This window comes from Polaribacter sp. Q13 (genome assembly GCF_016858305.2).
Lineage (GTDB): Bacteria > Bacteroidota > Bacteroidia > Flavobacteriales > Flavobacteriaceae > Polaribacter.
Genome location: NZ_CP074436.1, coordinates 2,559,134 through 2,584,093, shown reverse-complemented (window position 1 = coordinate 2,584,093; position 24,960 = coordinate 2,559,134). Strand labels below are relative to the sequence as shown.

Sequence of the window (24,960 nt, the reverse complement as noted above, 5' to 3'; positions counted from 1 at the left end):
CCTGATTGGTAACTAAGTTTCAGTAAAATCACGTTTTGTCATTCTGAATTTATTTTAGAATCTCAGATAAGTACTTCTTATTTTCTGCCCCATAAATAAATTATGGGAGACAATTAAGAGGTGATGTTAAAACCGAAAAAAAGAATTATGAAGATTAAAATAAACTTATTAATAGCCTTATTATTTATTGTTCAGATAGCAGTAGCGCAGGAAGCACCTTACTTTAAAAGTTATGATTGGGAAGCAACTCCTAATTATAAAATAGACGAAGGAAACACAGAAGATATGATTGCTGTTAAAGAAAAAACAGTAACGGAGTTTTATTTTCAAGGTGAAGATTTGGTAGAATTCTATTTAGAACACAAAGTTTTATGGCTAAATTCTGATGATGCAATCGAAGAATATAACAAAATCTATTTGCCATTTTCATCGGAGGCAGAATTGCAAGTAAACAAAGCAAGGGTAATTACTCCGGATGGGAAATTAATTGACTTAGATCAATCTAAAATACTAACGGCAGAAGATGAAGAAACAGGTAATACTTACAAATATTTCGCTTTAGAAGGAATTACAAAAGGAAGTTTTATAGAGTATATGTATGTGGTAAAAAGACGCCCAAGTTATACGGGTAAAAAATTCTATATTCAAGATGCTTACAATAAAGATAAAGTAGAGTTCGATTTGTTTTCTCCAAGTAATTTATTGTTTAAATTTAAGAGCTATAATAATTTACCAAATGTACAAAGAGACACTCTAAGTGCAGAAAAAAATCACTATAAATTACATGTTGATAAGGTTCAAAAATTAGAAAATGAATACCAAGCACCTTATAACGCTTCAAGAGGTTTTATTGTTTATAAAATAGGTAAAAATATCGATAATATGGATGTTGATATTATTTCTTATAGCAATATAGCTAAGAATTTATACACGTCTTATTATCCAGAATATTCAGAGAAAACAAAGGGTTTATTAAACATTTTTATAAAAGAATTAGCGTTGCCTAAGAATGCAGATGAAGAAAGTATTATAAGAAAATTAGATTTTTATATAAAATCAACCGTATACTCTCAAGATACTTATAACGAAGACTTAGAAGATTTAGACCTTATTTTAAAGACACAAGTTGCTAATGAAACCGGAGTTATAAAACTATACATTGCTGTTTTAAGAACTTTAAATATAACACATGAATTAGTACTTACAACCGATAGAAATGAAACAAAGTTTGATCCTGAGTTTGAAGCAACTAATTTTTTAACCGAATTTTTACTGTATTTTCCTGCGTCTAAAAAATATTTATCTCCAAATGCATCCGGAACAAGATATGGTTTTCCGTTGCCTTATGTAACAGATAATTACGGACTATTTTTAAAGGAAGGGGTTGTTGGAGATCAGAAAACTGTTACAGGAAGAATTGCATATATAGAACCTGTAAAAGTAGAAAAGGTTTTAGATATTATGAATGTAACGATCGATTTTAATAAAGAAAACTTAACCGAAAACACCGTTCATTTAGACAGAGCTTTCAGCGGATATTACGCAATGAACATACAGCCTTTTATGCATTTAATTCAGGGTGAAGATGCTAGAAATGATTTGGTAGATAGTTTTGTAGAAAGCATGACGTACGAGTTTGAAGTACTAAATAGAGAGTTAATAAACGCAGATGCAGAACTGTTTGGCGTAAAACCTTTACAAATTAAAGTAGATTTTACTACGGAAGGTTTTGTAGAAAAAGCAGGAAGAAAGTATTTATTTAAGTTGGGTGATTTAATTGGACAACAAATAGAGTTGTATCAAGAAAAAGAAAGAGTTTTGCCTTTAGAAGGGCAATTTCATAGAGGTTATCAAAGAAGCTTAACACTTCATATTCCTAAAGGATATAAAATCACCAATTTAGACGATATTAATATTAACAACTCGTATGTAAAAGACGGAAAAGAATTGTTCTTTTTTAAATCTTCTTATCAATTAAAAGGAAACACTTTAACAGTAGCTGCCAACGAATATTACAAAGAAAATATTATTGAAGTTTCTATGTACGAAGAGTACAGAACTGTAATTAATAGTGCTGCAGACTTTAATAAAATAGTATTGTTATTAGAGGCCGAATAATAGATTTATAAGATTTAAAAAAGGTTATTTTTTGTAATATTTTTATATCTCATAATTTTGTTACTAATATGAAGTCGTTTTAATTCTCTATGGGTGTCTTTTAAATTTAGTTAGATTTTCAATTAAAAAAATAAGAATAAACACCTTTGTATTGCTTACGATTGTTGCTTTGTATTTGCTAAAGTACGTTTTAACAAGGTTGTATAAATAGGTTTGTTTCCTAGTAACATTGTAAATACAGATGCGGTAACTGTAGTGATTATTAAAGGTAATATTAACTCATAGTTAGATGTCATTTCTATGGCTAGAGCTAGGCCTGTTAGAGGAGCTCTAACGGTTGCCGAAAAAATACCAGCCATTCCTGCAATGGCAAATACCCCAGGATGAGAAATTAAATCAGGAAATAATTGTTGCATACTAATACCAAACAGCACGCCTAATATTACACCTAGTGTTAACATGGGTAAGAAGATACCTCCAGGCACACCTGCACTATAACTAAAAAAAGATAAGAGTAGTCTTACTGTAAATAAAAATACTAAAAATAATAAGGTAAACGAATTGTCTAATACTTTTGTGATGGTTTCATATCCACCACCAATCATATCTGGAGAGAAAATACCGATAATACCGATAATAGATCCCACAAAAACTCCTGTATAAAGGATGGGTAATTTATTTGAAAATTGAAAAAAATTTAAAGATAGAATAAGTACTTTGTTGTAAATTAAACCAATAATACTACAGACCAAACCTAAAATAATAAATAACCATAAACTATAAATATTAGGACTAGGGAACACCATCATTTGTATAATGGGTTTAGATTCTACTAAAACACGTACTATAAAATCGGCTGAACCAGCACCAATCATAATGGCGGCTACAGAATAAAAGTTAAATTTAAAATGGCCATGCATTTCTTCTATAACAAAAATAATACCCGCAAAAGGAGCGTTAAAAGCACTAGCAAGTCCTGCCGCAGCTCCGGCAGAAATTAACGGATTATTTTCAATATTGGTTTCGCCAAAAGTATCTTTAACCATTTTACCAATATTAGCGCCTAATTGAATTGTTGGGCCTTCTCTCCCTAACAATAATCCACTTCCTAAAGAAAACAAGGAGGCGATAAATTTTATTGGAATTACCCTTTTCCAACGCATTGGGCGCAAGCCATCTAAAGCACCTTCTATTTCTTGTACACCACTTCCTGAGGCTTCTGGAGCAAATCTTCTAACCAAAAATAAAGCGATGCTAATTCCTGTAACAGCAAATAAAATAGGCCATACCCAACTTAGTAGATTGCTCGTTTCTACATTTTTAAATAAGCTTTCTCTAAAGCTTTCAATGTAACTTAGACTAAGCCTAAACAAACCAGCAATAAGGCCTACAAGAGTTCCAATTAACAAAGCATAAAATAACAGCTTAAAATTTTTTGTATTCTCATCAGTAGATCGTAGATGTATATTATGAGAAGTATTAAACGGTATCATAAATTAATTAATTATTTTTTTTGATTGAAGTGTTATAAACGTCACTTAAAAAGTAAGATGCCACTTATTATTTTAAAAGTAGAAATCGTTGAACCAAATATTTCAAGTATAAATTTTATTTGTAGTAAAATTACTAAAAAATGGAATTACAACTCTTTTTTTACGGATTTACTTTTGTTTGTTTTATGAATGATTTAAAGGGATGAGCATAAAATAGAAATTAGGAAATTAAAGTAGTTATTGCATAAAGGATAACTTAAGGGGTTTTATAAAGTAAAAAATCCCAAGCAAAGCTTGAGATTTTAAAAGGTAATTTTATTAAATAAACAAACGGTTTATCCTAAATATGTTTTTAAAAGATGAGTTTTAGATTGATGTTGTAAGCGTCTAATAGCTTTTTGTTTTACTTGGCGGACTCTTTCTCTAGATAAGTCAAATATTTCACCAATTTCAGTTAAGCTACAAGGACCAGGTAAATTAATACCATAAAACATTTTTATCACTTTTGCTTCTTTGGTAGAAAGCGTGTCTAAAGCCCTATTTATTTCAATCGATAAAGATTGCGTCATTAAGTTTTTGTCTGGTCTTGGCGAATCATCCGATTGCATTAGGTTGTATAGATTAGAATCTTCACCCTCTTTAAATGGAGCATCCATAGAAACGTGTTTTCCAGAATTTTTTAAAGACTGTGCTACTTCAGTTTCCGTCATATCTAACTGTTTTGCAATTTCTTTATTGGTAGGCATGCGTTGTTCGTCTTGTTCTAAACGAGCGTATATTTTTCGTATTTTATTAATGCTGCCAATTTTATTTAAAGGCAAACGTACAATACGAGATTGTTCTGCCAAAGCAGACATTATAGATTGACGAATCCACCAAACGGCGTAAGAAATAAATTTAAAACCTCTTGTTTCATCAAAACGTTTTGCTGCTTTTACAAGTCCTAAATTCCCTTCATTGATTAAGTCTGATAGCTTTAAACCCTGACCTTGGTATTGTTTTGCAACAGAAACTACAAATCTTAAATTTGCTTTTACAAGTTTGTCTAGTGCTCTGTTGTCTCCTTTTTTTATTTTCAAAGCTAGCTCTACTTCTTCATCAGCAGTAATAAGCCCAATTTTACTAATTTCTTGAAAATATTTTTCTAAAGATTTGGCGTCACGATTGGTTACTTGTTTTACAATTTTAAGTTGTCTCATATGTTTATTTGGGGTTTTTAAAATTTAAATGAAAGTACTAAGCTATTAAAAGAACAGTATTCTTTTAATAGTATTGGAAAGTGGTAATCTGAAAGAAAAAAAACTAGAAAGCAGGAAGAATAAAGTAGCTTAATCGATGTGTATCAATTGAATAATTTCTTGTATTTTTTGTTTTGAAAAGAGAAGTATTTTTCATAAGATTTTAATATACAACAAAACGAGCTATTTTCCAAAGAAAATGCTCGTTTTGTTTGTTTTTTGATCAATTTTAATCAAAAATTATTAAAAAATGATGGTTTTAATCAAAAACCTCGATATATGGATAAGAGAATAAATCCTTGGTTATCGCCCTGCGATTAAAACTTTAAGGTAACGCCAACTAAGAAATTTCTAGTTGCTTGCGGATAATAACCTGCGCCATCTACCGTAGTAATTTGGTTTGGGTCAGACCAATCATCATCATACGTATAATAATAACCTCTGTCTACATATTCGGTATTAAAAATATTATTTACCAAAGCAGAAAATACAATCGATTTAAAAACTTTGTTTGGTGTTATTTGATACACAATATTAAAATCAGACGTAAAATAATCGTTTAAAACATCGTTATCAGAAATAGCACTTCCAAAATTACTCATATATTGTTTGCCAACAAATTTAGATAAGAAAGAGAACTGTAAATTGTCTATTGGTTTAAAAATAAACATGTTTCCTGCAATAATATCCGGAGAAAAAGACAAATCGGTGTTTCCTAATGCTTGCGGAGTTGGGTTTCCATCTCTTGTTATAAAAAAGTCTCTGTTTTTATTAGAGCTAAAAGCTACATTCGGTTTTATAGAAAACTGATCTGAAACCCTAATATCTGCATCAATTTCTAAACCTAAACGATAACTGTCTCCAGAAGTTGCTCTTACAGGCGCGCCAACATCATCTAAAGCACCAGTTAATACCAACTGGTTTTTATAATTCATATAATAAATGTTGGAGTTTAATTTAAAGTTCTCCGACTTAAACCTCCAACCAAATTCTAAATCATTTAAAGTTTCGTGTGTGGTAACGCCAGCTTCAAAATCATTTCTGTTTGGCTCTCTGTTTGCAACAGCAAAAGAAGTATATAAATTATTATCGTTGTTAATTTTATAGGTTAAACCAACCTTCGGGTTAAAGAAATTAAAATTTGCATCTACATCAATTGGCACAATGTCAGAGGTAATTCCGCCTGTTTTATAATTCACAAAACGACCTTGAACATCTGCATAACCAGATAATTTTTCATTAATATCAAAAGTTGCTTTTGCAAAGATTGAAAAATCTGTTTTCTTAGCATCAGAAAAATAATATTGATCTCTAATGTTTACATTTTCTGCTAAATCTTCTCCCCAAATAACCTCACCAAAATGATCTCCAGAATAATTAGAATACGAAATTCCAGAAATTAAATTCAGTTTATCAGTTTTGTAATTCGTATTAAAATTTACAACATAAAAATCGTTCTCTAACCAACGTCTTACAATCACATCAGAACCATCTACAATTAAATTTCCAAAATCAGCAGCATCTTCTTCCGTTTTATATTGCTCAAAAAATCCAGCACCTTTTGTGTAGTTCAACGCTAAATTAGTAGACCAGTTTTCGTTTAATTTTTCATTCCAATGTAATTGGTAATGGTTTTGGTCATAATCATCTACTTCATTGTCATACGTATAAGGATTCTGTCTTCTGTCTTCCTTTAGTTGATCTGCCGTTAAACCTTCCCAAGCTTGGTACGTAAGTTCTTTTCCACCAAAAGTAACTGCTTTTATCAATGTGTTCTCATCGGTATAACTACCTTGTAAATAGTACGATTTTATATCAGAGCTTGCTCTATCTACATAACCATCAGAATAAATATTAGACAAGCGACCTGCAATTTCTATGTGGTCGTTAATTTTACCCGTTGTAAATTTTACCGTATGCTTTCTAGTTCCGTAAGAACCAAAAGAGTTGGATATTTCTCCACCAGCTTCCTCAGAAACAGCATCTGTTAAAATATTTAAACTCGCACCAAAAGCACCAGAACCATTGGTTGATGTTCCAACACCACGTTGCAATTGTAAATTTTCTGTAGAAGAAGCAAAATCTCCTAAATTCACCCAAAAAGAACCATGACTTTCAGCATCATTATACGGGATTCCGTTTACGGTAACATTAATTCTTTCTCCGTTAGAACCACGCACGCTCATGTATGTATAACCAACACCTGCACCAGCATCTGATGATGAAACCACAGAAGGCATATAATTAAGCAGAATAGGAATATCCTGACCTAAATTACGGGTTGCAATTTCCTTTTTAGAAAGATTAGAAAATGTTACTGGCACATCAGCATTTACACGAACAGCAGAAACCAATACTTCTTCTAATACCGTAGCATTTGGTGTTAAAGTAAACTCAATTTCATTGTTTTTGTCTAAAGAAATTTCTTTAGAAACCGTATTGTAACCAATAAACGAAACCTGAATTGTATAAGTTCCTTTTGCTAAGTTTAAACTAAACTTTCCATCAAAATAGGTAGAAGTCCCTTTGTTGTTTTCTTTCACCAAAACAGTAGCTCCAGGCAAAGATTCATTGTTTTCGTCTACTACTTTTCCTTTTAAAGTAAGCGACTGGGCGTTTGCAAATATACCTGCAAACAAGAATAAAAAAAATGTGATTTTTTTCATTTTAAAATAATTTAAAACGAATAAAAAGAGGTAATTATTCTTGTGATTTATGTTGAATAATTAGTGTTTACCATTTATGTAAAATAAGAACAAAATAATTTTCAGTTAAATTGTTTTACGCTACATAATGATATGTTATGCAAAATGGCGATTATCGCCTCCCTAAACAGCATTATCTGTTCTAGGTTCATTGGGTATGATCTCAGCCTTAAAAAGTTGAAAGTTTATATCGTTAAAAGTATAAAAAGTCTGTTGAGACTGAAAACTGATAACTGAAACTGCCAACTAAAAAGCACCCCTTTATGAGAACGCTGCAAAATTACCTCAGTTTTTTGACATAAAGAATAACAAAAGCATTTTTTTTTGAAGCTATTTCCTGCTTTTCGCTATATCTTTTTTTGTGAAAAACAAAAAAAGGATGCCGCTGCAATCAGGGCTAAGCCTCTTTGCTTATTTTTGACATTTCCTAAATGAAATTGATTTTGTAATTTGCACTATTATATTACGACTGCTAGAATTTAAAATAAACTTTTGATCAATTTAAAACATTCTAAAACTGCTATTCTTATCTTTTCGCTTTCTCAAGAAGCCGAAAATTTACGTAAGCCTTTCCTTCAAAAAAAGGATACGGCTAGCAAACTGAATGCTTTAATTAAAGAAAAAGTTAGTTCTTTAGGCGTAGACTATTTTCATTATACAGAGAAAGACCAAAAAGGAAATAATTTTGGAGAACGTTATGTAAATACCGTTTCAGACATTTTTAAAAAAGGGTATAATAATGTTATAACAGTTGGTAACGATACTTTAGGTTTAGAAAAAAAGCATCTTCGTGCTGCCATAGAATCCGTAGAAAACAATCAAATACCTGTTGGACCTTCTTACGATGGTGGTTTTTATCTTTTGGGTATACGTAAAGATCAATTTAAAGCCTCAGAATTTCTTTCACTTCCTTGGGAATCATCAACATTATATAAAGAATTAAAAACGCTTTTATCAGCAAAAGAAATAGCAACTGCTACACTTCCTTATTTATACGATTTAGATGAAGAATTAGATATTTCTAAAAACATTGCGTCACTTTCTTTTCTAAAAATAAAAGCACTTAAATTATTACAAAATCTACAAGTAGTAATTTTAAAAGTAAGCAAATACATTCTTCAACAATTTAAAGAAGCTTCTTTAAATCATCTATACAATAAAGGACCTCCATTGGTTTGTAATTAATTATAAGTACAATTTTCTGTAAAAACAGGACTTATTATTTCACATACATTTTAACTCAAATTAATGAAGAATTTATTTTTCGGGTTACTTGCGCTATTTACTATTAGCCTAAGTGCTCAAGAAGATCTTGTGGTTTATGCCATAGATTATAATACTAAAGCACCAATTAAAAATATAACTGTTACGCTTGTGAATGATCAGCAAGGTTATGAAGCAAAAAAGACCACAAACGAAGTAGGTAAAGCTTCTTTTAATTCCATTGGCGCTGCAAACGGTTATCAAGTTATTTTTGATGGAAACAAAACATACGGAACCACTATTTCCGATATGATAAATGTTCGTCCAAATGAAGAATCGGTAGTAAAATTGTTATTGTTTCCTGCTTCATTTCAGCAAGAAACGTTAAACGAAGTTGTTGTTACTGCTTTAGGAATTAAAAGAGAAAAACAATCTTTAGTTTCTTCCGTAACTACTATAAAACCTGCGGCTCTTACAGAAGTTACGCTTACGAACGTGGTAAATAGCCTTGCAGGACAAGTTGCTGGTGTAAAAGTTACCAATGGTTCTTCTGGTGTAGGATCTTCTTCTCGTATTGTTATTCGTGGAGAGAACTCTTTAAGCAGCTCCAATCAACCTTTATTTGTAGTTGATGGTGTACCTATTAGTAATGAGCAAATTACAAGTGATTTAGTAAACGATGGTTCGTTACAAGAAGTAGATTATGGTAATGGAGCATCTGAAATTAGTCCGGATGATATTGCTTCTATCTCTATTTTAAAAGGAGCTGGTTCTGCTGCTTTATATGGTGCAAGAGCTGCTAACGGAGTGGTATTAATTACGACCAAAAGAGGTGAAAAGAAAAAAGGTTTGGGTATTAGCATTAATAGCTCTTTAACCATAGAAACTTTATTAACCTTACCAGATTATCAAAATGTATATGGTGGCGGTTCTAATGGTGAATATTCTTTTCAAAATGGTGCTGGAGCTGGTGTTAACGATGGTGGTTTAAGTAGTTATGGTCCACGTTTAGATCAAGGTTTTTTAATCAATCAATTTGATAGTCCATCTATAGATATTAATGGAAATACAGTTCGTGCTGGAGACGTTATTGCAAGAACACAAGCAGACGGAACTTTAACACCAATTACACCAACAGCTTGGGTTTCTAACCCTAATAATGTGCGTAATTTTTTTAAAACCGGAATTACGAAGCAAAATAATATTGCTATTAGCTCTTCTGGCGATAAAGGAAGTAGTAGATTTTCATATAGTAATTTAATAAACGAAGGAATTGTACCAAATACAGATTTAAAAAGAGATGGTATTTCTATAAGTTTAAACCAAGAATTACACAACAAGTTACATGTAAATGCTTTTGTTAATTATATTAATACAAGAAGTGGAAACCGTCCTAATTTAGGATACGGATACGAAAACCCTCTTTATGGTTTTAATTGGACAGGTAGACAAGCAAATGTTAATTCCTTTAAAAATTATTGGCAAGCAGGACAAGAAGGTTCTCAGCATTTTGATATTAACTACAACTGGTTAACAAACCCTTATTTAACTGTTTTTGAAAACACCAACAGTTTTAATAAAAACAGATTTTTAGGAAACGCTGCCGCTGTTTACAATATTACAGACAAATTAACTGCAACCGTACGTGCTGGTTTAGATACTTATAATGATAAGCGAGAATTTAGACGTGCTGTAAGTACCAATGCAAATCTAGAAGGTTCTTATAGAGAAGATAATGTGTTTTTTAAAGAATTAAACACAGATGTATTAATCTCTTATGATGATGTAATTAATGAAAATTGGAAATACAATGTAAGTGCAGGTGCTAATCGTTTTGATCAAGAAATAGAATACAGTTATACTTTAGCGCCTCAACTAGCTATTCCAGATATTTTTACACTTGCAAACTCCAAAGCTGCTTTGGTTGCAGAAAGTAATACGTTTACTAAAAGAATAAATAGTGTATATGCAACTGGTAATTTAAACTATAAAGATGCTCTTTATTTTGATGTTTCTTATAGAAATGATTGGAGTAGTACCTTACCTGCCAATAACAATTCTTTTGGATATTATTCTGCCGGCGTAAGTGCTGTAATTAGTAAATTAGTGACATTACCTGAAGCAATCTCTTTCTTAAAATTTCGTTTTAGTGGTGCAAGTGTTGGTAATGATACAGATCCTTATCAAAACAACCAGAACTATTTATTAAATCAAAATTACGGAACCAATTTTCGTGTAACCAATGAGAATGTACTAAAGAATTCCAATTTAAAACCAGAAAGATTAAATGCTTTAGAAACGGGTATTGAAGCTTGGTTTTTAAACAATCGTTTACAAGTAGATCTTTCTGCCTATCAAAATACGAGTGTAGATCAAATTATATCTAGTCCTATTTCTCAAGCAAGTGGTTTTGGTAATTTTAATATAAATGGTGGTGAAGTTCGTACGAGAGGTTTAGAAATTTTATTGAGTAGTATTCTAATTAAAAATAAAGATTTTAAATGGGAAAGTTCTGTAAATTTCTCTACTTCTAGAAGTATTGTTACAGAATTACCAGAAGGAGTAGAGCAATTTGTAACAGGTTCTGCAGATGTGTTTTCTGGTTCTGGCGGTTCTAATAGTGTTTTTTATATTGCCCAAGAAGGTGGTAGGGTTGGAGATATGTTTGGTACTGGTTTTGTAGAAATTGATGGAGAAATTCTTCACAATGCTAATGGTCTACCTGTACAAGATCCTAATTTACGTTTATTAGGAAATTATAATCCAGATTTTCAAATAGGTTTTAATAATAACTTTACCTATAAAAATATAAACTTATCCTTTTTATTCGATTGGAGACAAGGTGGAACAATCGTTTCAAGAACGAAAGCTTTAGGAAGTACTTCTGGTGTATTAAAAGAAACTTTAAACGGTAGAGAAACAGGTATTGTAGGTAATGGTGTGGTTAATATAGGTACAGATGCAGCACCACAATATGTTGCAAACACTACTAATGTTTCTGCACAAACATACAATAATAGCTTTTTTGATCGTGGTAATGAAGCAAGTGCATTATATGATGCTTCTTATTTAAAATTAAGACAATTAAGTATTTATTATAAGTTTAATAAAAGCTTAGTCAATAGAATTGGTTTCCAAAAAATAAAAATTGGGTTAACAGGTAGTAATTTATTCTTATTTACAGAAAATCCTCACTTTGATCCTGAGCTAAATGCTTTACAAGGACAAAGTGTAACACAGGGTGTTGAAGATTTCTCATACCCATCTACAAGAAGTTTCGGAATTAGTATTAAAACTGAATTTTAAGAAAATGAAAAATTATAAAAATATATTTTTAGCAATCTTCGTTTTTAGTACATTTTTTACTGCGTGTACTAACGGTTTCGAAGAAATTAATACAAATAATAATAATCCAGAATCCGTTGCTCCGCAATTTTTATTAACCAATGTTCTTTCGGTTTCTTCAGACTTAAATGCATACGACCAAGGCTTTAGACAAGCTAATTATTTAGCTCAATTCTCGGCTAGTATTGAGTTTGAACGTATTGATCGTTATGAAATGGGGTCTAATAGTGGATATTGGAACGCTATTTTTGGTTTGCTTACTGACATAGAATCAATACAAAATTCAGAAACCACAAATAGTGCTTATAATGCGGTTGGTGATATTATGAAAAGTTATTTATTTTCTCAACTTACCGATTTATGGAATGATGTTCCGTATACAGCAGCTTTAGGAGCTGTTGATGGTGTTTTTTCGCCTAAATACGATACGCAAGAAAGTATTTATACAGATCCTGAAACAGGTATTTTGGCTACTTTAAAAAATGCTGCCGCAACATTAGAAAACAACAATGCTATTATTGAAGGTGATGTTTTATTTAATGGTGATTTAAGTAAATGGATAAAATTTGCCAACTCTCTACAAGTCCGTTATTTAATGCGTATTAGTAAGCGTTTAAGTGATTTTTCAGATTTGCAAGCTTTGGCAGATTCCGGTAGCATCATGCAATCTAACAATGATAATGCTGTTCTTCCTTATTTAAGTACATCACCAAATCAGTTTCCTTTATTTAATGCAGCTTCTGGTATTAATAATGAACATACCATGACGATTACTGTAGAAGAAATTTTAAAATCTTGGAACGATCCTAGAATGGCTGTTCTATATAAACCTACAAATGCAACTGCTAATACAACCGCAGAATTTCATGGTTTATTAAACGGACAATCGAATAATAGTATTGCCGCTAGTGGTGTAGACTTAAATAATATTTCTTTATTCGGAACTATTTTTAGAGATATTCCTAATGGCGTAGACGCACAATACATGCAATATTCCGAAACTCAATTTGCTTTGGCAGAAGCTGTTGCTAAAGGTTTTATTTCTGGTGATGTAAATACGTATTACCAAAACGGAATTGCAGCTAGTTTTGCTTATTATAACACAGAAATTCCTGCAGATTATTTTACAAGAACTGCTGTTGCTTTAGATGGAAGTAACGATGATATCACAAAAATTATGACTCAAAAATGGTTGAGTTTAATTTCTGTAGGTCATGAAGCTTGGTTTAATATTCGTAGAACAGGAATCCCTAATTTAGTAGCTGGTCCAGATAATTTTAATCAAGATCGTTATCCGGTTCGTTATTTGTATCCAGAGTCTGAGCAAGCTTCTAACAACGCTAATTATAAAGAAGCTGCAGAAAGGATTGGTGGAGACAATATTAATAGTAAAGGTTGGTGGGAGAAAGATTAATTTTTAAATCTTTAAATTAAAAATAAAGAGAGTTAAACCCATAATTTATACTTTAAAAATGTTTGTTTACAATTGAAATATAAAACATCTTATATAATGACAAATTACATGAAAACGATATACACATTTATATTCCTTTTGTTGGTTTCTGCCTTTGCAGAAGCACAACAAAAACCGATACATTTAATTATTGATGCAGACACCGCAAATGAAGTAGATGATCTTTTTGCGCTGGTACGTGCTATAGATGAACCTGCACTTCATCTTTTAGGTATTACTTCTGCACAGTTTCATACATCGCCACAAGCAACAGAAAATACGGTTGGTGAAAGTCAGGCTATTAATGAGCAAATAATTAAAGTGATGCACCGCCCAGAAATTAAATTGCCTTTAGGTAGTAATGTTCCGTTAGCGTCTATGACAACACCTTCTCCTTCGGAAGCTTCTAAATTTATTATTGAAAAAGCACACGAAATGAAAGATAACGAAAAATTAGATTTGGTTATTTTAGGTTCTTGTACCAATGTTGCTTCGGCAATTTTAGAAGATCCTTCTATCATTTCTAAAATCCGTGTAAATTATCTTGGTTTTTGGCACACGGTAAAAACGAATACGTATAACAAAAAAGAGTTCAATTCGGGTAATGATCCACTTGCAGTGGATGTTCTTTTAAATACGGTTGATTTAGAGTTTAATGTAATGACGGCAACTACTTCTCAGCATTTAGTTTTTAAAAAGAAAACGATAGATAAACAGTTAAAAGGAAAAGGCGGCATTAAAGACATCTTAGTAAATCGTTGGGATACATACAATCGTTGGTGGACAAAAAAAGATCCTAAAAAGAAAAAATGGGTAATGTGGGATGTTGCTCTTATTGAGGCTTTAATAAACCCTGAATATGCAACGATAACGCCTTTACAAACCCCAAAAGAAAACACAAAACGAACTATTGGTGTGTACACCGATTTAGATCAAAAAGCAATGGAAAAGGCTTTTTGGAAACACCTTAATAAATTGTAATATGAAGTATATTGATATACATACAGATTTAAAAGTCATCAAAGAATTTCTATTAGAAATCAATTTTTTAAAGGAGTCTGAAGAAATTTTATCCGTAGAAAAACCAGGAGAAGGAAATATGAATGTGGTGTTGCGTGTAAAAACCAATCAGCGTTCTTTTATTGTAAAACAATCGCGTCCTTTTGTACAGAAATATCAAGATATTCCTGCACCAGAAGATAGAATTGATGTAGAATATCAATTTTATAAAGCTATTGAAAGTCCTGTTGTAACGTCTCATATTCCTGAAGTTCTTGCTTATGACGCTAAAAATTATGTATTGATTTTAGAGGATTTAGGGAATTGTGAAGACATGAGTTTTGTTTATAAAAATCGTGCTATAGAAACGGAATCAATTCAACTTTTGGTAGATATTCTTTCTAATATTCATAAAAGTGATGTTTCTGAGACGTATCCAGAAAACAAAGAATTACGTGTGTTAAATCATCAACATATATTTGTTTTGCCTTTTGCTGTTGATAATGGTTTTTCTTTAGATACTATTCAAGATGGATTAGAAGCAGTGTCACAAGCTTATAAAAAGGATGAAAAATTAAAAGAACAAATTGCTTTAGTTGGAGAACGTTATTTATCCGAAGGAACAACTTTACTACACGGAGATTATTATCCTGGTAGTTGGATGACCAAAGAAGATGAGGTATTTGTAATTGACCCAGAATTTAGTTTTAAAGGTTTTCCAGAATTCGATTTGGGAGTTATGGCGGCACATATGGTAATGGCAACCGGAAATAAACTATTAATTTCTACTGTTAAAAAAGCGTATACATTAAAGTTTGATGAACGCCTTTTCTTGCAAATAACAGGAATTGAAATTATGAGAAGGTTAATTGGTATAGCCCAACTTCCTTTAGATAGAACTTTAGAAGAAAAGAAAGAATTGCTAGAAATAGCGAGATTATTAATTGTTGATTAATCTAATCCGGGTTTTTTTCTCAATGCTTTTTTTACAGAAGTTCTTTTTTTCTTTTCTGCATTTTTTCGAACAGAAGATTTACTTGGTTTTGTAGGTCTTCTTTTTTTCGGACGAATTAAATTGACACGTAATAATTCTAAAAATCGTTTGATTGCCAAGTCTTTATTTCTATGCTGAGAACGAGATTCTTCACAAAACAAGATGAGGTTGTTGTCTTTTGTTAATTTATTGGAAAGCTTAGTTTTTAAGAGCTCTTTTTCTATCTCAGAAAGAGAAAGAGAGTTTTCTAAATCGAAAGTTAATTCAATTTTAGAGGAGGTTTTATTTACATGTTGTCCACCAGCACCAGAGCTTCTAATACCTTTAAAATTGAGTTCTTTTAGTATGTTTTCTTTGTTCATATTTTTTTATCACCTCAAGCGCAGTCGAGAGGTTTATTTAATTATGAGAAGTTAAACAGCTCTCGACTGCACTCGATCAGACGTACTTTTTTAGTACTCAAAAGGAGTACCAAAATCTATAGAATTTTGATATAAAAAATGCATGTCTACATCTTCTAATGAATCAGAAAACGAATGTAAATCATTTTTATCAGCAATAATTTTATTTATAGCTGCAGTGGCATTTTTTAAACGCGTTTCTTTATCGCCTTTTAGTAGAATATAAGGCCTGTTATTGTCTATTAAAGATTTTTCAAAAGCATTAAACATCTCTAAACGCAGTTCTGGTCTGTCCCGTAAATCATCTTCTTCCCAAGGCGTATCAATGTAAGTTAACAAATACAAATCATACTGGTTTTCGCTAGCCGCTTCGTTTAGTCTTTCATCAACAAAACCACCATAAAACTCTTCTGAGTATACTTTGGTTTCTAGTAAATCAGTATCGCAAATTAAAATTTTATCAGCTTTTTTTGCTAAAGAATTTTCTAATTTCATTTGTCCGATGGCAATAGGAAGTAAATCTTTTTTTTCGCACGTTTTACGCTCGTTATTCCATTTTTCTTGCAAGTATTCACGCGCAAATTCTGGTGCCCAAACCGTATTGTAATAACGTGCCAAATGACGAGAAAGAGTTGTTTTTCCTGAAGATTCTGGTCCGAATAAAACAACTTTTACGATGTTAATTGGGTCTTGTTTAAGTTCTTTTTCCATGCTAAATAACCTGATATTGCTATAAAAGTAAATATTAAATATTGAAAACTCGTAAAAGTAAATCCTTTATAAAAATATAGAGGAGTAGAAATGATGTCTCCAACAATCCAATAAATCCAGTTTTCTATTTTTCGTTTTGCCATTAACCACATACCCACAAAGAAAATTGCCGTTGTAACAGTGTCTACATATGCCGTCCAACTCGTCCATTTTTCGAAATAAGTATATACGGCATACACAAAAATAAGGGTTGCTATAAAAATAAAAACGCTAAGTTTCTTTTCTTTTAAAGTAGTTCTAGAAATCGGTGTTTCATGTTCTCCATCACTTTTATAAGTCCAAATGTACCAACCATAAACACTCATTATAAAGTAGTAGGCGTTGATCATCATATCACCTAAAAGTTCCCATTTTAAAAGAAGGTATACAAAAATAAGTGTACTAACCATTCCCGTTGGGAATACCCAAATTTTATTCTGTTTAGAATACCAAACCGATAAAAAACCGAATATTATAGCAACAACCTCTAAAGTAATATCTATAGTAGAATAGGTTTTGTATTGTCCGAAAAGGAAATCGATAATTTCTGACATTTTTATTTTTTTAAGTCTTTAAAAAACGCTTCATCATTTTCAAAAGCAGTACCAATAACCACTAAATCTGCACCTGCATTAAACGCATTTTCTAATTGTTTTTTAGAACGAATTCCGCCACCAACAATTAAAGGAATCGATAAATTACTTTTCACAAGAGTGATAATATTTGCGTCCACAGGCACTGTGGCTCCAGAACCGGCTTCTAGGTAAATCAATTTTTTACCAGAAAATTCGCCAGCTAAAGCGGTGTTTAAAATGAGTTCGGTGTTTTCTTGAGCAATTGGTTTTGTGTTACTTACTTTTTGGGTTGCTGTATCTTTTTGTCCGTCAATTAAAATGTAACCCGTTGGTAGAATTTCTAAAGAGGAATCCTTTAAAAAAGGGACACTTTTTATTTGTTGTTCAATTAAATACTCCGGGTTTCTGCCAGAAAGCAAGCTTAGAAACAGAATTCCGTCTGCTTTTTGTGTTATTTGTTTTACATCACCAGGAAAAAGAACAACAGGTAAATGCGTTGTTTTTTTAATTGCTGCAACCACTTTATCTGTTACGCTGTCTTTATCTGTGCTTCCACCAACAAAAATATGTGTTGTAATAGATTGGTGTACTTTTTCAAAAAAAGAAGCAATATTATTTAAATCAATTTTCTCTGGGTCGATTAAAACTGCGAGTAATTTTCTGTTTTCCTTTTTTGCTAATAAAATGTTCTTATAAATATTCACAACTGCGAAAATAAGAAATTACAAGCAGATTAATATTAAAGTGATCTGTTTTTCATGTACATACTAATTACTTATTTAAGAAGTATATTTTTTTCTAAAATCCATTGGCGTACAACCTGTTTTAGATTTAAAGAACCTTGAAAAATAAGCGTAATCAGAAAATTGAAGTGTATCTGCAATAGCAGCTAAATTATTTCCGGAATGAATAATTAATCTTTTCGATTCTAAGATAATTCTTTCAGAAATTAATTGACTTGTGGTTTTGTTCAGTGCTTTTTTTACAACTCTATTAAGATGTTTGGTGGTGATGTTTAATTGATCGGAATAAAATTTAGGTAATTTCTCTTTATAAAAATGTTGATGTATTAAGTTTTCTAGATTTTCAAGTATCATAGAATAACTAGGAGAAACGAGTTTTTCTAAATTAACATCTGCTGTGTACGCTCTTGTTAAATCTATATAAATACTATTAATAAGATTTATTATTTTTAATTCTCTTAACAAGTTTTGTTGTTGATATTCTGCATAAACTTCTTCAAACTTTAGTTTTAATACGGTCATTTTTAATGGAGACAATTCTAAGAAAGGCGGATTCTGATTCGAATAATAAAAAGGAAACGAGTGAAGGGTATGATCTAAAAACTTAATTTCGTAAAATTCTTGAGAGTGAAAAAAGATAAAACCTTCTGGTTTTGTATCAAACTGCCAAGAATGAGTTTGTCCCGGTTTTAAAAAGAAAACCTTGCCTGGGTTTACTTGATAAGAGTTAAAATCAATTTCATGTTTACCAAACCCTTCCGTAAAAAGCACACATAAATAAAAATTATGACTGTGAGGTTTGTCAATTAACTTCTTATTCAATTCCAAATGATTTGAAAAAGAATTGATATACAAATTCTTTAACGACTCGGATTCTTGAAATTGATCAATTTTTAAAACAGGTATTTTCATAATAATGTCCTAAAAGTACAAAAAATGGCGATTATACTATATGTTAATTAGAATTTTATCACCATAATTTTGTTGTCCAATTAAATTAGATGCTATGGCAAATGTAATTGATATGTTAAAATGTAAATGTCCTAATTGTAAAAAAGGGAAAATGTATAGTGAATTAGGGAATCTTCTTATGTTTAGGTCTCCTAAAATGTATACAACTTGTAGTGAGTGTCATTTTAAATTCGAGAAAGAACCAGGTTTCTTTTTTGGAGCTATGTTTGTAACTTATGCACTTGTATCAGCAGAAATGATAGCAGGTATGGTTTTATTTAAGTTTATATTAGACTTCTCTTACATAACTGTTGCGCTTTTAGCAATTACAACGATTATTTTATTGAGTACCTTTAATTTAAGACTTTCTAGATCTATTTGGATTTATATGTTTTATGATAATTAATAGAAAATTGGTTCTGTAGCGATGTTTTTAAAAATAAAATTGCTTAATTTTTTGTAATTCCACTACTTTATATTTTAATATGCATAGACACACGTAAAACCATCAAATTCTAAAAATTGAATTTTGTAAGAAGTTGTTCTATTTTTATACCTAATTTCTCCGGTTGTTTTTACATCAGAAAACTTAAAATCTTCAATATAAATGTTTTCTAAAAAACGTAGTTGTTTCTTTCCGTAGATTTTATACAAACTCTCTTTTCCTCCCCAAACAATGGTTAGTTTACGAATTAAATCATCATGGTTTGCAATGGTAACGTACTCTTTAACATGTGTGAATTTATGAGCTATTTTCAAAATTTTATCACGTTGCATTTCAATGTCAATACCCACATGTAAATCATCAGAAACAATTAAACCAGAAAAAGTAAAGGAATGTGTAATAGAAATATACTTTCCATCTTTTAAATGCGGTTTTCCAAATTCATCATAAATTAAATCAGTATCAGAATAACCCGCTTCTTTTAATAAATGACGGACACTTAAAAATCCTCTTTGATGCAAGTCAGATTTCATACTATCTAAACGAATCTGGCTTTTATCAGAAAGTAAAACGTTCTTGTTTAATTCATTAAAGGATTCATCAATTTTCCAAATGAATACTTTGGTGTTTTCGTTAATCGTTAAACTTTTGTAAAGAGGCATACTTTTTTAAAATGGATGTCGTAACTTTGCAGTTCGAAAAATTAGAATATAAATATACATAATATGAGCACTAAATTAGCTTACGTACCAAACAAAGTTAAGGATATTTCTTTAGCAGCTTGGGGAAGAAAAGAAATTTTATTGGCAGAAGCAGAAATGCCAGGATTAATGTCTTTAAGAGAAGAATATAAAAACGAGCAACCTTTAAAAGGAGCTAGAATTGCAGGTTGTCTACACATGACAATTCAAACAGCAGTTTTAATAGAAACTTTACAAGCTTTAGGTGCAGAAGTAACTTGGAGTTCTTGTAATATTTTTTCTACACAAGATCAAGCAGCAGCAGCAATTGCAGCTACAGGAACAGCAGTTTACGCTTGGAAAGGTTTAACAGAAGAAGAATTTGACTGGTGTATTGAGCAAACTTTATTCTTTGGAGAAGACAGAAAACCATTAAACTTAATTTTAGATGATGGTGGAGATTTAACTAATATGGTTTTGGATAAATATCCAGAATTAGCAGCAGGAATCAATGGTTTATCAGAAGAAACTACAACAGGAGTTCATAGATTGTACGAAAGAGTAAAAAACGGAACATTGCCAATGCCAGCAATTAACGTAAACGATTCTGTTACAAAATCTAAATTCGATAACAAATATGGTTGTAGAGAATCTGCAGTAGATGCAATTCGTAGAGCAACAGATATTATGTTAGCCGGTAAACGTGTTACTGTTTGTGGTTATGGAGATGTTGGTAAAGGAACAGCAGCTTCTTTTAAAGGAGCAGGTTCTATTGTAACAGTTACAGAAATCGATCCTATTTGTGCTTTACAAGCTGCAATGGACGGTTTTGAAGTGAAGAAATTAGAAACTGTTGTTGCAAATTCAGATATTATTATTACAACTACAGGTAACAAAGATATTATACAAGGACGTCATTTCGAAGCAATGAAAGACAAAGTTATTGTATGTAATATTGGGCACTTTGATAATGAAATTGACATGGCTTGGTTAAATAAAAACTATGGTCATACAAAAGATACTATCAAACCTCAGGTTGATAAATATAACATCAACGGTAATGATATTGTTCTTTTAGCAGAAGGACGTTTGGTAAATTTAGGATGTGCAACTGGTCACCCAAGTTTTGTAATGTCTAACTCATTTACAAACCAAACTTTAGCACAAATAGAACTTTGGAAAAACAAAGAAGCATACGGAAATGATGTGTATATGTTACCAAAACATTTAGATGAAAAAGTAGCAAAATTACACCTTGCAAAAATAGGAGTAGAGCTTACAGAATTACGCGAAGAGCAAGCATCTTATATTGGTGTAACAGTAGATGGTCCTTATAAACCAGAACACTATAGATACTAAATCTATCTGTCATTCTGAACTCGTTTCAGAATCTCATAATACACAAACCCTTTCATTAATTTGAAAGGGTTTTTCTTTTTTATGTCATTCCGAAATGAGCCTTTTTAGACGATTGAGGAATCTCATAATAACTATACTCTTTTGGGCGTTTTAACAGGCTTTCACTACTCGCTTTTTTTATGAAAAATAAAAAAGAGCTCAAACAGACCGCTCAATCCTTAACGCGGATTTTAGCATTTAAAAAATGTGTTCACTTTTATTAAAAATTAGTAAAACAATTTCAATTTTTTGATGATTATTAATTCTATAAATCAAAGAAATATATTTATTTATAACACATTTATGTAAATCTAAATACTCAGATTTTGGACAAAAATAATTATGTTTTGTAATTTTAGCTAACAATTGATTTACTTGAAATTCAAATTTCTCGACAAATTCAATTCCCCATTTATCAAAAAGTTGTTCAATTTTCGTTAAGTAAGATTTTTCGGAAGCAACAGACCAAATAATTTCCACTATTGTTGTTTAAGGGCAATAATTTTGTTTTTAACAGAAATCATAACATCTTCATGAGAAACAATATTTCCGTTTTCTAAATCATTTAATCCTTTAGCAATAGATTCTTTTTCGGAAGAAGAAAGTGAATGGTACCAATCATCATTTTTAGTTTCTTTCAATAGAAATTCACGCACTTTTTTAATTACAGAACCGTCTTGTAGTTCTATGATTTGCTGAATTAATTGATTTTTTTCTGATTGGATATTCATACTTAACAAATATAGTAAAAATAGATTTATTTCAATCTATAAGGTAAATACCTGTTTTTTAAAATTACTTTATACGTCTTTATATCTGAATTCTCAATTATCCTGTTATTCCGAAATGAGCCTTTTTTGGCGATTGAGGAATCTCATATAAAGTCCTAATCCTTTTTTCTCATTCTTTCATACCTTTACAACTTAAAATAATCACCTTGAAAAAAAAACAAGTACTATCCATCATAGCCATTATCATATTAGTAGCTGTTTTAGGTTCTGAAGAACTATTAGATGCTAAAAAAGAAAATGGTATCATAGAAAACGGTAAAATTCCTAAAGCGACTACAAACCAATATTTTCTACCAACAAGTACTACTAATCAAGTGGTGCATCATCAAAACTATTCGTTATCCTATAATGAAAAATACGAACAAGCAGAATGGGTTGCTTACGAGTTAAAAGCATCCGATTTAAGTAGTACAAATTACAAAAGACCTTATTTTGAAATTGATAATGCCGTAAAAACCAAAGCAGCAAATTGGCGTAATTATAAAAAATCGGGTTACGATAAAGGGCATTTATGTCCTGCAGCAGACAGACGTTTTTCAAAGGAAGCACATGATGAAACCTTTTTAACAAGTAATATTAGCCCGCAAGAACACAAGTTTAATGCAGGTGTTTGGAACAGATTAGAACAGAAAGTCCGTTATTGGGCAAAGAAAAACGATGGAGTTTTTGTAATAACAGGTGGCGTTTTAGAAAACAATTTAAAAACGATTGGAAGTGAAGCAGTTGCTGTGCCAAATCAATTTTATAAAGTAATCTTAGACAAAACGAATGGTAGGGTAAAAATGTTGGCTTTTTTAATGCCTCATAAAGAATCTAATTTGCCTTTATATAAATTTGTAGTTTCCGTAGATAAGATAGAAGCTATAACGGGTATCGATTTCTTTAAAGAATTAGATGATACTACCGAAAATAAGTTAGAAAGTTCTAGTAGTTATAAAAACTGGAGTTTTTGATTAAAGATTATTCAATATAAATCTGTATTAAATGATTGATTGCTAGTTTGTAAACTTTAAATAGAATTTAATCATTAAAAAAAGATAAAAAAAGAAGTTACTTTTTTGATATTTAGGTGTCTTATAAATAGGATAACAAAACAAATAAAAATGAAATATTATATAGTACTAGTACTTTTAGCAGTGTCTTTAAACACATTCTCTCAACAGGTAACAAAACAAGGTAAGGTTTACGAAGTTAAAAAAGAAAAAATATTTTTAGATAAAGCAGACGTTACGGAAGTTTTAAAAATAGAAGAAAAAGCTGCTATTTTAAAAGAGGCTACTTTAATTTCTGTAAAATTAAAGGAAGCTGAAGCAGCAAAAAAAGCACAAGAAGCAAAAGAGAAAGCAGAAAAGAAAGTAGCAAAAGAGAAAGAGGCCAAAGAAAAAGCCATAAAAAAGGAACAAAAGAAAAAAGAGAAAGCAGCTAAAAAAGTAGAAAAAGAAAAAAAATCAGCAGAAAAGGCTTTAAAAAACAAAGAAAAGTCAAAAAAGAAGTTTGTAAAAGCAGAAAGAAATCTTAAAAAAGCTACAGAAAAACGAGATAAATTAAAAAAAGCAGGAAAACTTTCACCTTTTGATGAAGCAAAATATGCTGAGAAAATTCAAAAATTAAAGATAAAATTAAATAAAGCAAAAAGTAAATTATAAGCCATTTCTATAAAGGTAATAATTGTATAAATTTAAGAACCCTTGCATTAATTTGTAAGGGTTTTCTTTATTTTAATGTTATTTTTGTGCCTTAAATTAAAATAGTACAAACAATTTTTTAATGAAAAGCTCAAAGGCAATATTTTATATGATTTTTAGTGTCATTGCGTTTTCACTAATGAATACAGTTGTAAAATACTTAAATGATTTTAGTGCGTATCAAATTGTGTTTTTTAGATCTATTGGTACGTTATTTTTTACGGTACCATTAATTTTAAAAGCGAAGATTCCTTTTCTGGGTAACAATAAAAAGTTATTGTTAATTAGAGGTTTGGCGGGCGTAATTTCATTAACCAGTTTTTTTCAGGCTTTAAATTATTTAGCAATTGGTACGGCAGTCTCGTTAAGATATACTTCTCCTATTTTTGCTGCTATTTTAGCAATTATTTTCTTAAAAGAAAAAATAAAACCAGTTCAATGGTTTTTATTTTTATTAGCATTCGCAGGAGTATTAATTATTAAAGGATTTGGTGTAGATGTAAATTCTATTGGAATACTATTAGTTCTTTTGTCTGCAATTTCATTAGGGGTAATTTTTGTGGTAATTCGTAAAATAGGAGATACAGAAAATCCATTAGTAATTATCAATTACTTTATGGTAATGGCTTTTGTATTTGGAGGAATTATGTCTATCAATCACTGGAAGAACCCAAATTTAATAGAGTGGTTATTGTTATTGAGTCTAGGTGTTTTTGGCTATGTTGGTCAGATATATATGACCAAGGCATTACAATCTCATGAAACAAATGTAATTGCTCCTTTAAAGTATTTAGAAGTGGTTTTTATGATTGCTATTGGTGCATTTTGGTTTGGAGAAATCTATAATTTATGGACTTTACTTGGCGTCTTTTTAATTATGTTTGGTTTGCTTTATAATATCTATTTAAAACGAAAACGTAGTTAATTTTATAGACTAGCCAAAAAACACATAGATTTTCAACCATAATTCTTTGCGAACTTAGCGAGTTTTCT

22 protein-coding genes are annotated in these 24,960 nt (G+C 30.8%); 11 read left to right on the top strand and 11 right to left on the bottom strand.

The window, feature by feature from the left end:
- The first annotated feature begins 147 nt into the window (after positions 1-147).
- A complete protein-coding gene (locus JOP69_RS10760) occupies positions 148-2,118 on the top strand; it encodes a DUF3857 domain-containing protein (protein WP_203392598.1) in 1,971 nt (656 codons plus the stop codon).
- 155 nt (positions 2,119-2,273) lie between these two features.
- Here JOP69_RS10760 and clcA read toward each other — a convergent pair whose 3' ends face one another.
- The 3 genes from clcA to JOP69_RS10745 form a co-directional block, all read right to left on the bottom strand.
- Positions 2,274-3,611, bottom strand: coding sequence for a H(+)/Cl(-) exchange transporter ClcA (clcA, locus tag JOP69_RS10755; RefSeq protein ID WP_203392597.1), 1,338 nt, complete (start codon positions 3,609-3,611; stop codon positions 2,274-2,276).
- A 335-nt stretch (positions 3,612-3,946) separates the two neighbouring features.
- Positions 3,947-4,810: an RNA polymerase sigma factor RpoD/SigA gene (locus tag JOP69_RS10750; protein ID WP_203392596.1), complete on the bottom strand. Its 864-nt coding sequence runs from the start codon at positions 4,808-4,810 to the stop codon at positions 3,947-3,949.
- Positions 4,811-5,166: 356 nt separating this feature from the next.
- The gene (locus JOP69_RS10745) at positions 5,167-7,515 is read right to left on the bottom strand and encodes a TonB-dependent receptor (RefSeq protein WP_203392595.1); all 2,349 of its coding nucleotides are present in this window, start codon (positions 7,513-7,515) and stop codon (positions 5,167-5,169) included.
- Between the two features lie 531 nt (positions 7,516-8,046).
- Here JOP69_RS10745 and JOP69_RS10740 point away from each other — a divergent pair.
- The 5 genes from JOP69_RS10740 (at position 8,047) to JOP69_RS10720 (ending at position 15,509) form a co-directional block, all read left to right on the top strand.
- Positions 8,047-8,739, top strand: coding sequence for a DUF2064 domain-containing protein (locus JOP69_RS10740; protein ID WP_203392594.1), 693 nt, complete (start codon positions 8,047-8,049; stop codon positions 8,737-8,739).
- 63 nt (positions 8,740-8,802) lie between these two features.
- Positions 8,803-12,063 carry a SusC/RagA family TonB-linked outer membrane protein gene (locus JOP69_RS10735; RefSeq protein ID WP_252191108.1) on the top strand — a complete coding sequence of 1,087 codons (3,261 nt, stop codon included), beginning with the start codon at positions 8,803-8,805 and terminating at the stop codon, positions 12,061-12,063.
- A 4-nt stretch (positions 12,064-12,067) separates the two neighbouring features.
- Entirely contained in the window at positions 12,068-13,516 is a 1,449-nt protein-coding gene (locus JOP69_RS10730) for a SusD/RagB family nutrient-binding outer membrane lipoprotein (RefSeq protein ID WP_203392593.1), read from the top strand.
- Positions 13,517-13,624: 108 nt separating this feature from the next.
- Positions 13,625-14,536 carry a nucleoside hydrolase gene (locus JOP69_RS10725; protein WP_203392592.1) on the top strand — a complete coding sequence of 304 codons (912 nt, stop codon included), beginning with the start codon at positions 13,625-13,627 and terminating at the stop codon, positions 14,534-14,536.
- Between the two features lies 1 nt (position 14,537).
- On the top strand, positions 14,538-15,509 hold the full coding sequence (locus JOP69_RS10720; RefSeq protein ID WP_203392591.1) for a phosphotransferase: 972 nt from the start codon (positions 14,538-14,540) through the stop codon (positions 15,507-15,509).
- Here the strand turns inward: JOP69_RS10720 and arfB are convergent.
- The 5 genes from arfB to JOP69_RS10695 form a co-directional block, all read right to left on the bottom strand.
- Positions 15,506-15,910 carry an alternative ribosome rescue aminoacyl-tRNA hydrolase ArfB gene (gene arfB, locus JOP69_RS10715; protein ID WP_203392590.1) on the bottom strand — a complete coding sequence of 135 codons (405 nt, stop codon included), beginning with the start codon at positions 15,908-15,910 and terminating at the stop codon, positions 15,506-15,508. The two genes, JOP69_RS10720 and arfB, sit on opposite strands and share 4 nt — an antisense overlap.
- 90 nt (positions 15,911-16,000) lie before the next feature.
- Positions 16,001-16,660 (bottom strand): AAA family ATPase, encoded by a 660-nt coding sequence (locus JOP69_RS10710; protein ID WP_203392589.1) that lies wholly within the window; start codon positions 16,658-16,660, stop codon positions 16,001-16,003.
- Entirely contained in the window at positions 16,621-17,253 is a 633-nt protein-coding gene (gene pnuC / locus JOP69_RS10705) for a nicotinamide riboside transporter PnuC (RefSeq protein ID WP_203392588.1), read from the bottom strand. Before pnuC ends, JOP69_RS10710 begins: the two co-directional genes overlap by 40 nt.
- Positions 17,254-17,255: 2 nt before the next feature.
- Complete coding sequence (locus JOP69_RS10700) at positions 17,256-17,978, bottom strand: geranylgeranylglyceryl/heptaprenylglyceryl phosphate synthase (RefSeq protein ID WP_203392587.1); 723 nt, start codon at positions 17,976-17,978, stop codon at positions 17,256-17,258.
- A gap of 75 nt (positions 17,979-18,053) precedes the next feature.
- Positions 18,054-18,839, bottom strand: a complete 786-nt coding sequence (locus JOP69_RS10695) for a helix-turn-helix domain-containing protein (protein WP_349666054.1) — start codon at positions 18,837-18,839, stop codon at positions 18,054-18,056.
- A gap of 184 nt (positions 18,840-19,023) precedes the next feature.
- Here JOP69_RS10695 and JOP69_RS10690 point away from each other — a divergent pair, with 184 nt between their 5' ends.
- Positions 19,024-19,374 carry a DUF983 domain-containing protein gene (locus JOP69_RS10690; protein ID WP_203392585.1) on the top strand — a complete coding sequence of 117 codons (351 nt, stop codon included), beginning with the start codon at positions 19,024-19,026 and terminating at the stop codon, positions 19,372-19,374.
- A gap of 74 nt (positions 19,375-19,448) precedes the next feature.
- On the opposite strand, the gene JOP69_RS10685 is transcribed toward JOP69_RS10690, so the two are convergent.
- Positions 19,449-20,075 carry a 4'-phosphopantetheinyl transferase superfamily protein gene (locus tag JOP69_RS10685; RefSeq protein WP_203392584.1) on the bottom strand — a complete coding sequence of 209 codons (627 nt, stop codon included), beginning with the start codon at positions 20,073-20,075 and terminating at the stop codon, positions 19,449-19,451.
- 63 nt (positions 20,076-20,138) lie between these two features.
- Between JOP69_RS10685 and ahcY the strand changes: the two genes are divergently transcribed.
- Positions 20,139-21,452, top strand: coding sequence for an adenosylhomocysteinase (gene ahcY, locus JOP69_RS10680; RefSeq protein WP_203392583.1), 1,314 nt, complete (start codon positions 20,139-20,141; stop codon positions 21,450-21,452).
- A 237-nt stretch (positions 21,453-21,689) separates the two neighbouring features.
- On the opposite strand, the gene JOP69_RS10675 is transcribed toward ahcY, so the two are convergent.
- Positions 21,690-21,971: a type II toxin-antitoxin system RelE/ParE family toxin gene (locus JOP69_RS10675; RefSeq protein WP_203392582.1), complete on the bottom strand. Its 282-nt coding sequence runs from the start codon at positions 21,969-21,971 to the stop codon at positions 21,690-21,692.
- A complete protein-coding gene (locus JOP69_RS10670; protein WP_203392581.1) occupies positions 21,971-22,222 on the bottom strand; it encodes a hypothetical protein in 252 nt (83 codons plus the stop codon). The genes JOP69_RS10675 and JOP69_RS10670 overlap by 1 nt, the downstream gene beginning before the upstream one ends.
- 206 nt (positions 22,223-22,428) lie before the next feature.
- Between JOP69_RS10670 and JOP69_RS10665 the strand changes: the two genes are divergently transcribed.
- From JOP69_RS10665 to JOP69_RS10655, 3 genes are all read left to right on the top strand, one after another.
- Positions 22,429-23,235 carry a DNA/RNA non-specific endonuclease gene (locus JOP69_RS10665; RefSeq protein WP_203392580.1) on the top strand — a complete coding sequence of 269 codons (807 nt, stop codon included), beginning with the start codon at positions 22,429-22,431 and terminating at the stop codon, positions 23,233-23,235.
- 150 nt (positions 23,236-23,385) lie between these two features.
- The gene (locus tag JOP69_RS10660; protein WP_203392579.1) at positions 23,386-23,928 is read left to right on the top strand and encodes a hypothetical protein; all 543 of its coding nucleotides are present in this window, start codon (positions 23,386-23,388) and stop codon (positions 23,926-23,928) included.
- 121 nt (positions 23,929-24,049) lie between these two features.
- Entirely contained in the window at positions 24,050-24,892 is an 843-nt protein-coding gene (locus JOP69_RS10655) for a DMT family transporter (RefSeq protein ID WP_252191107.1), read from the top strand.
- Positions 24,893-24,960: the final 68 nt, after the last annotated feature.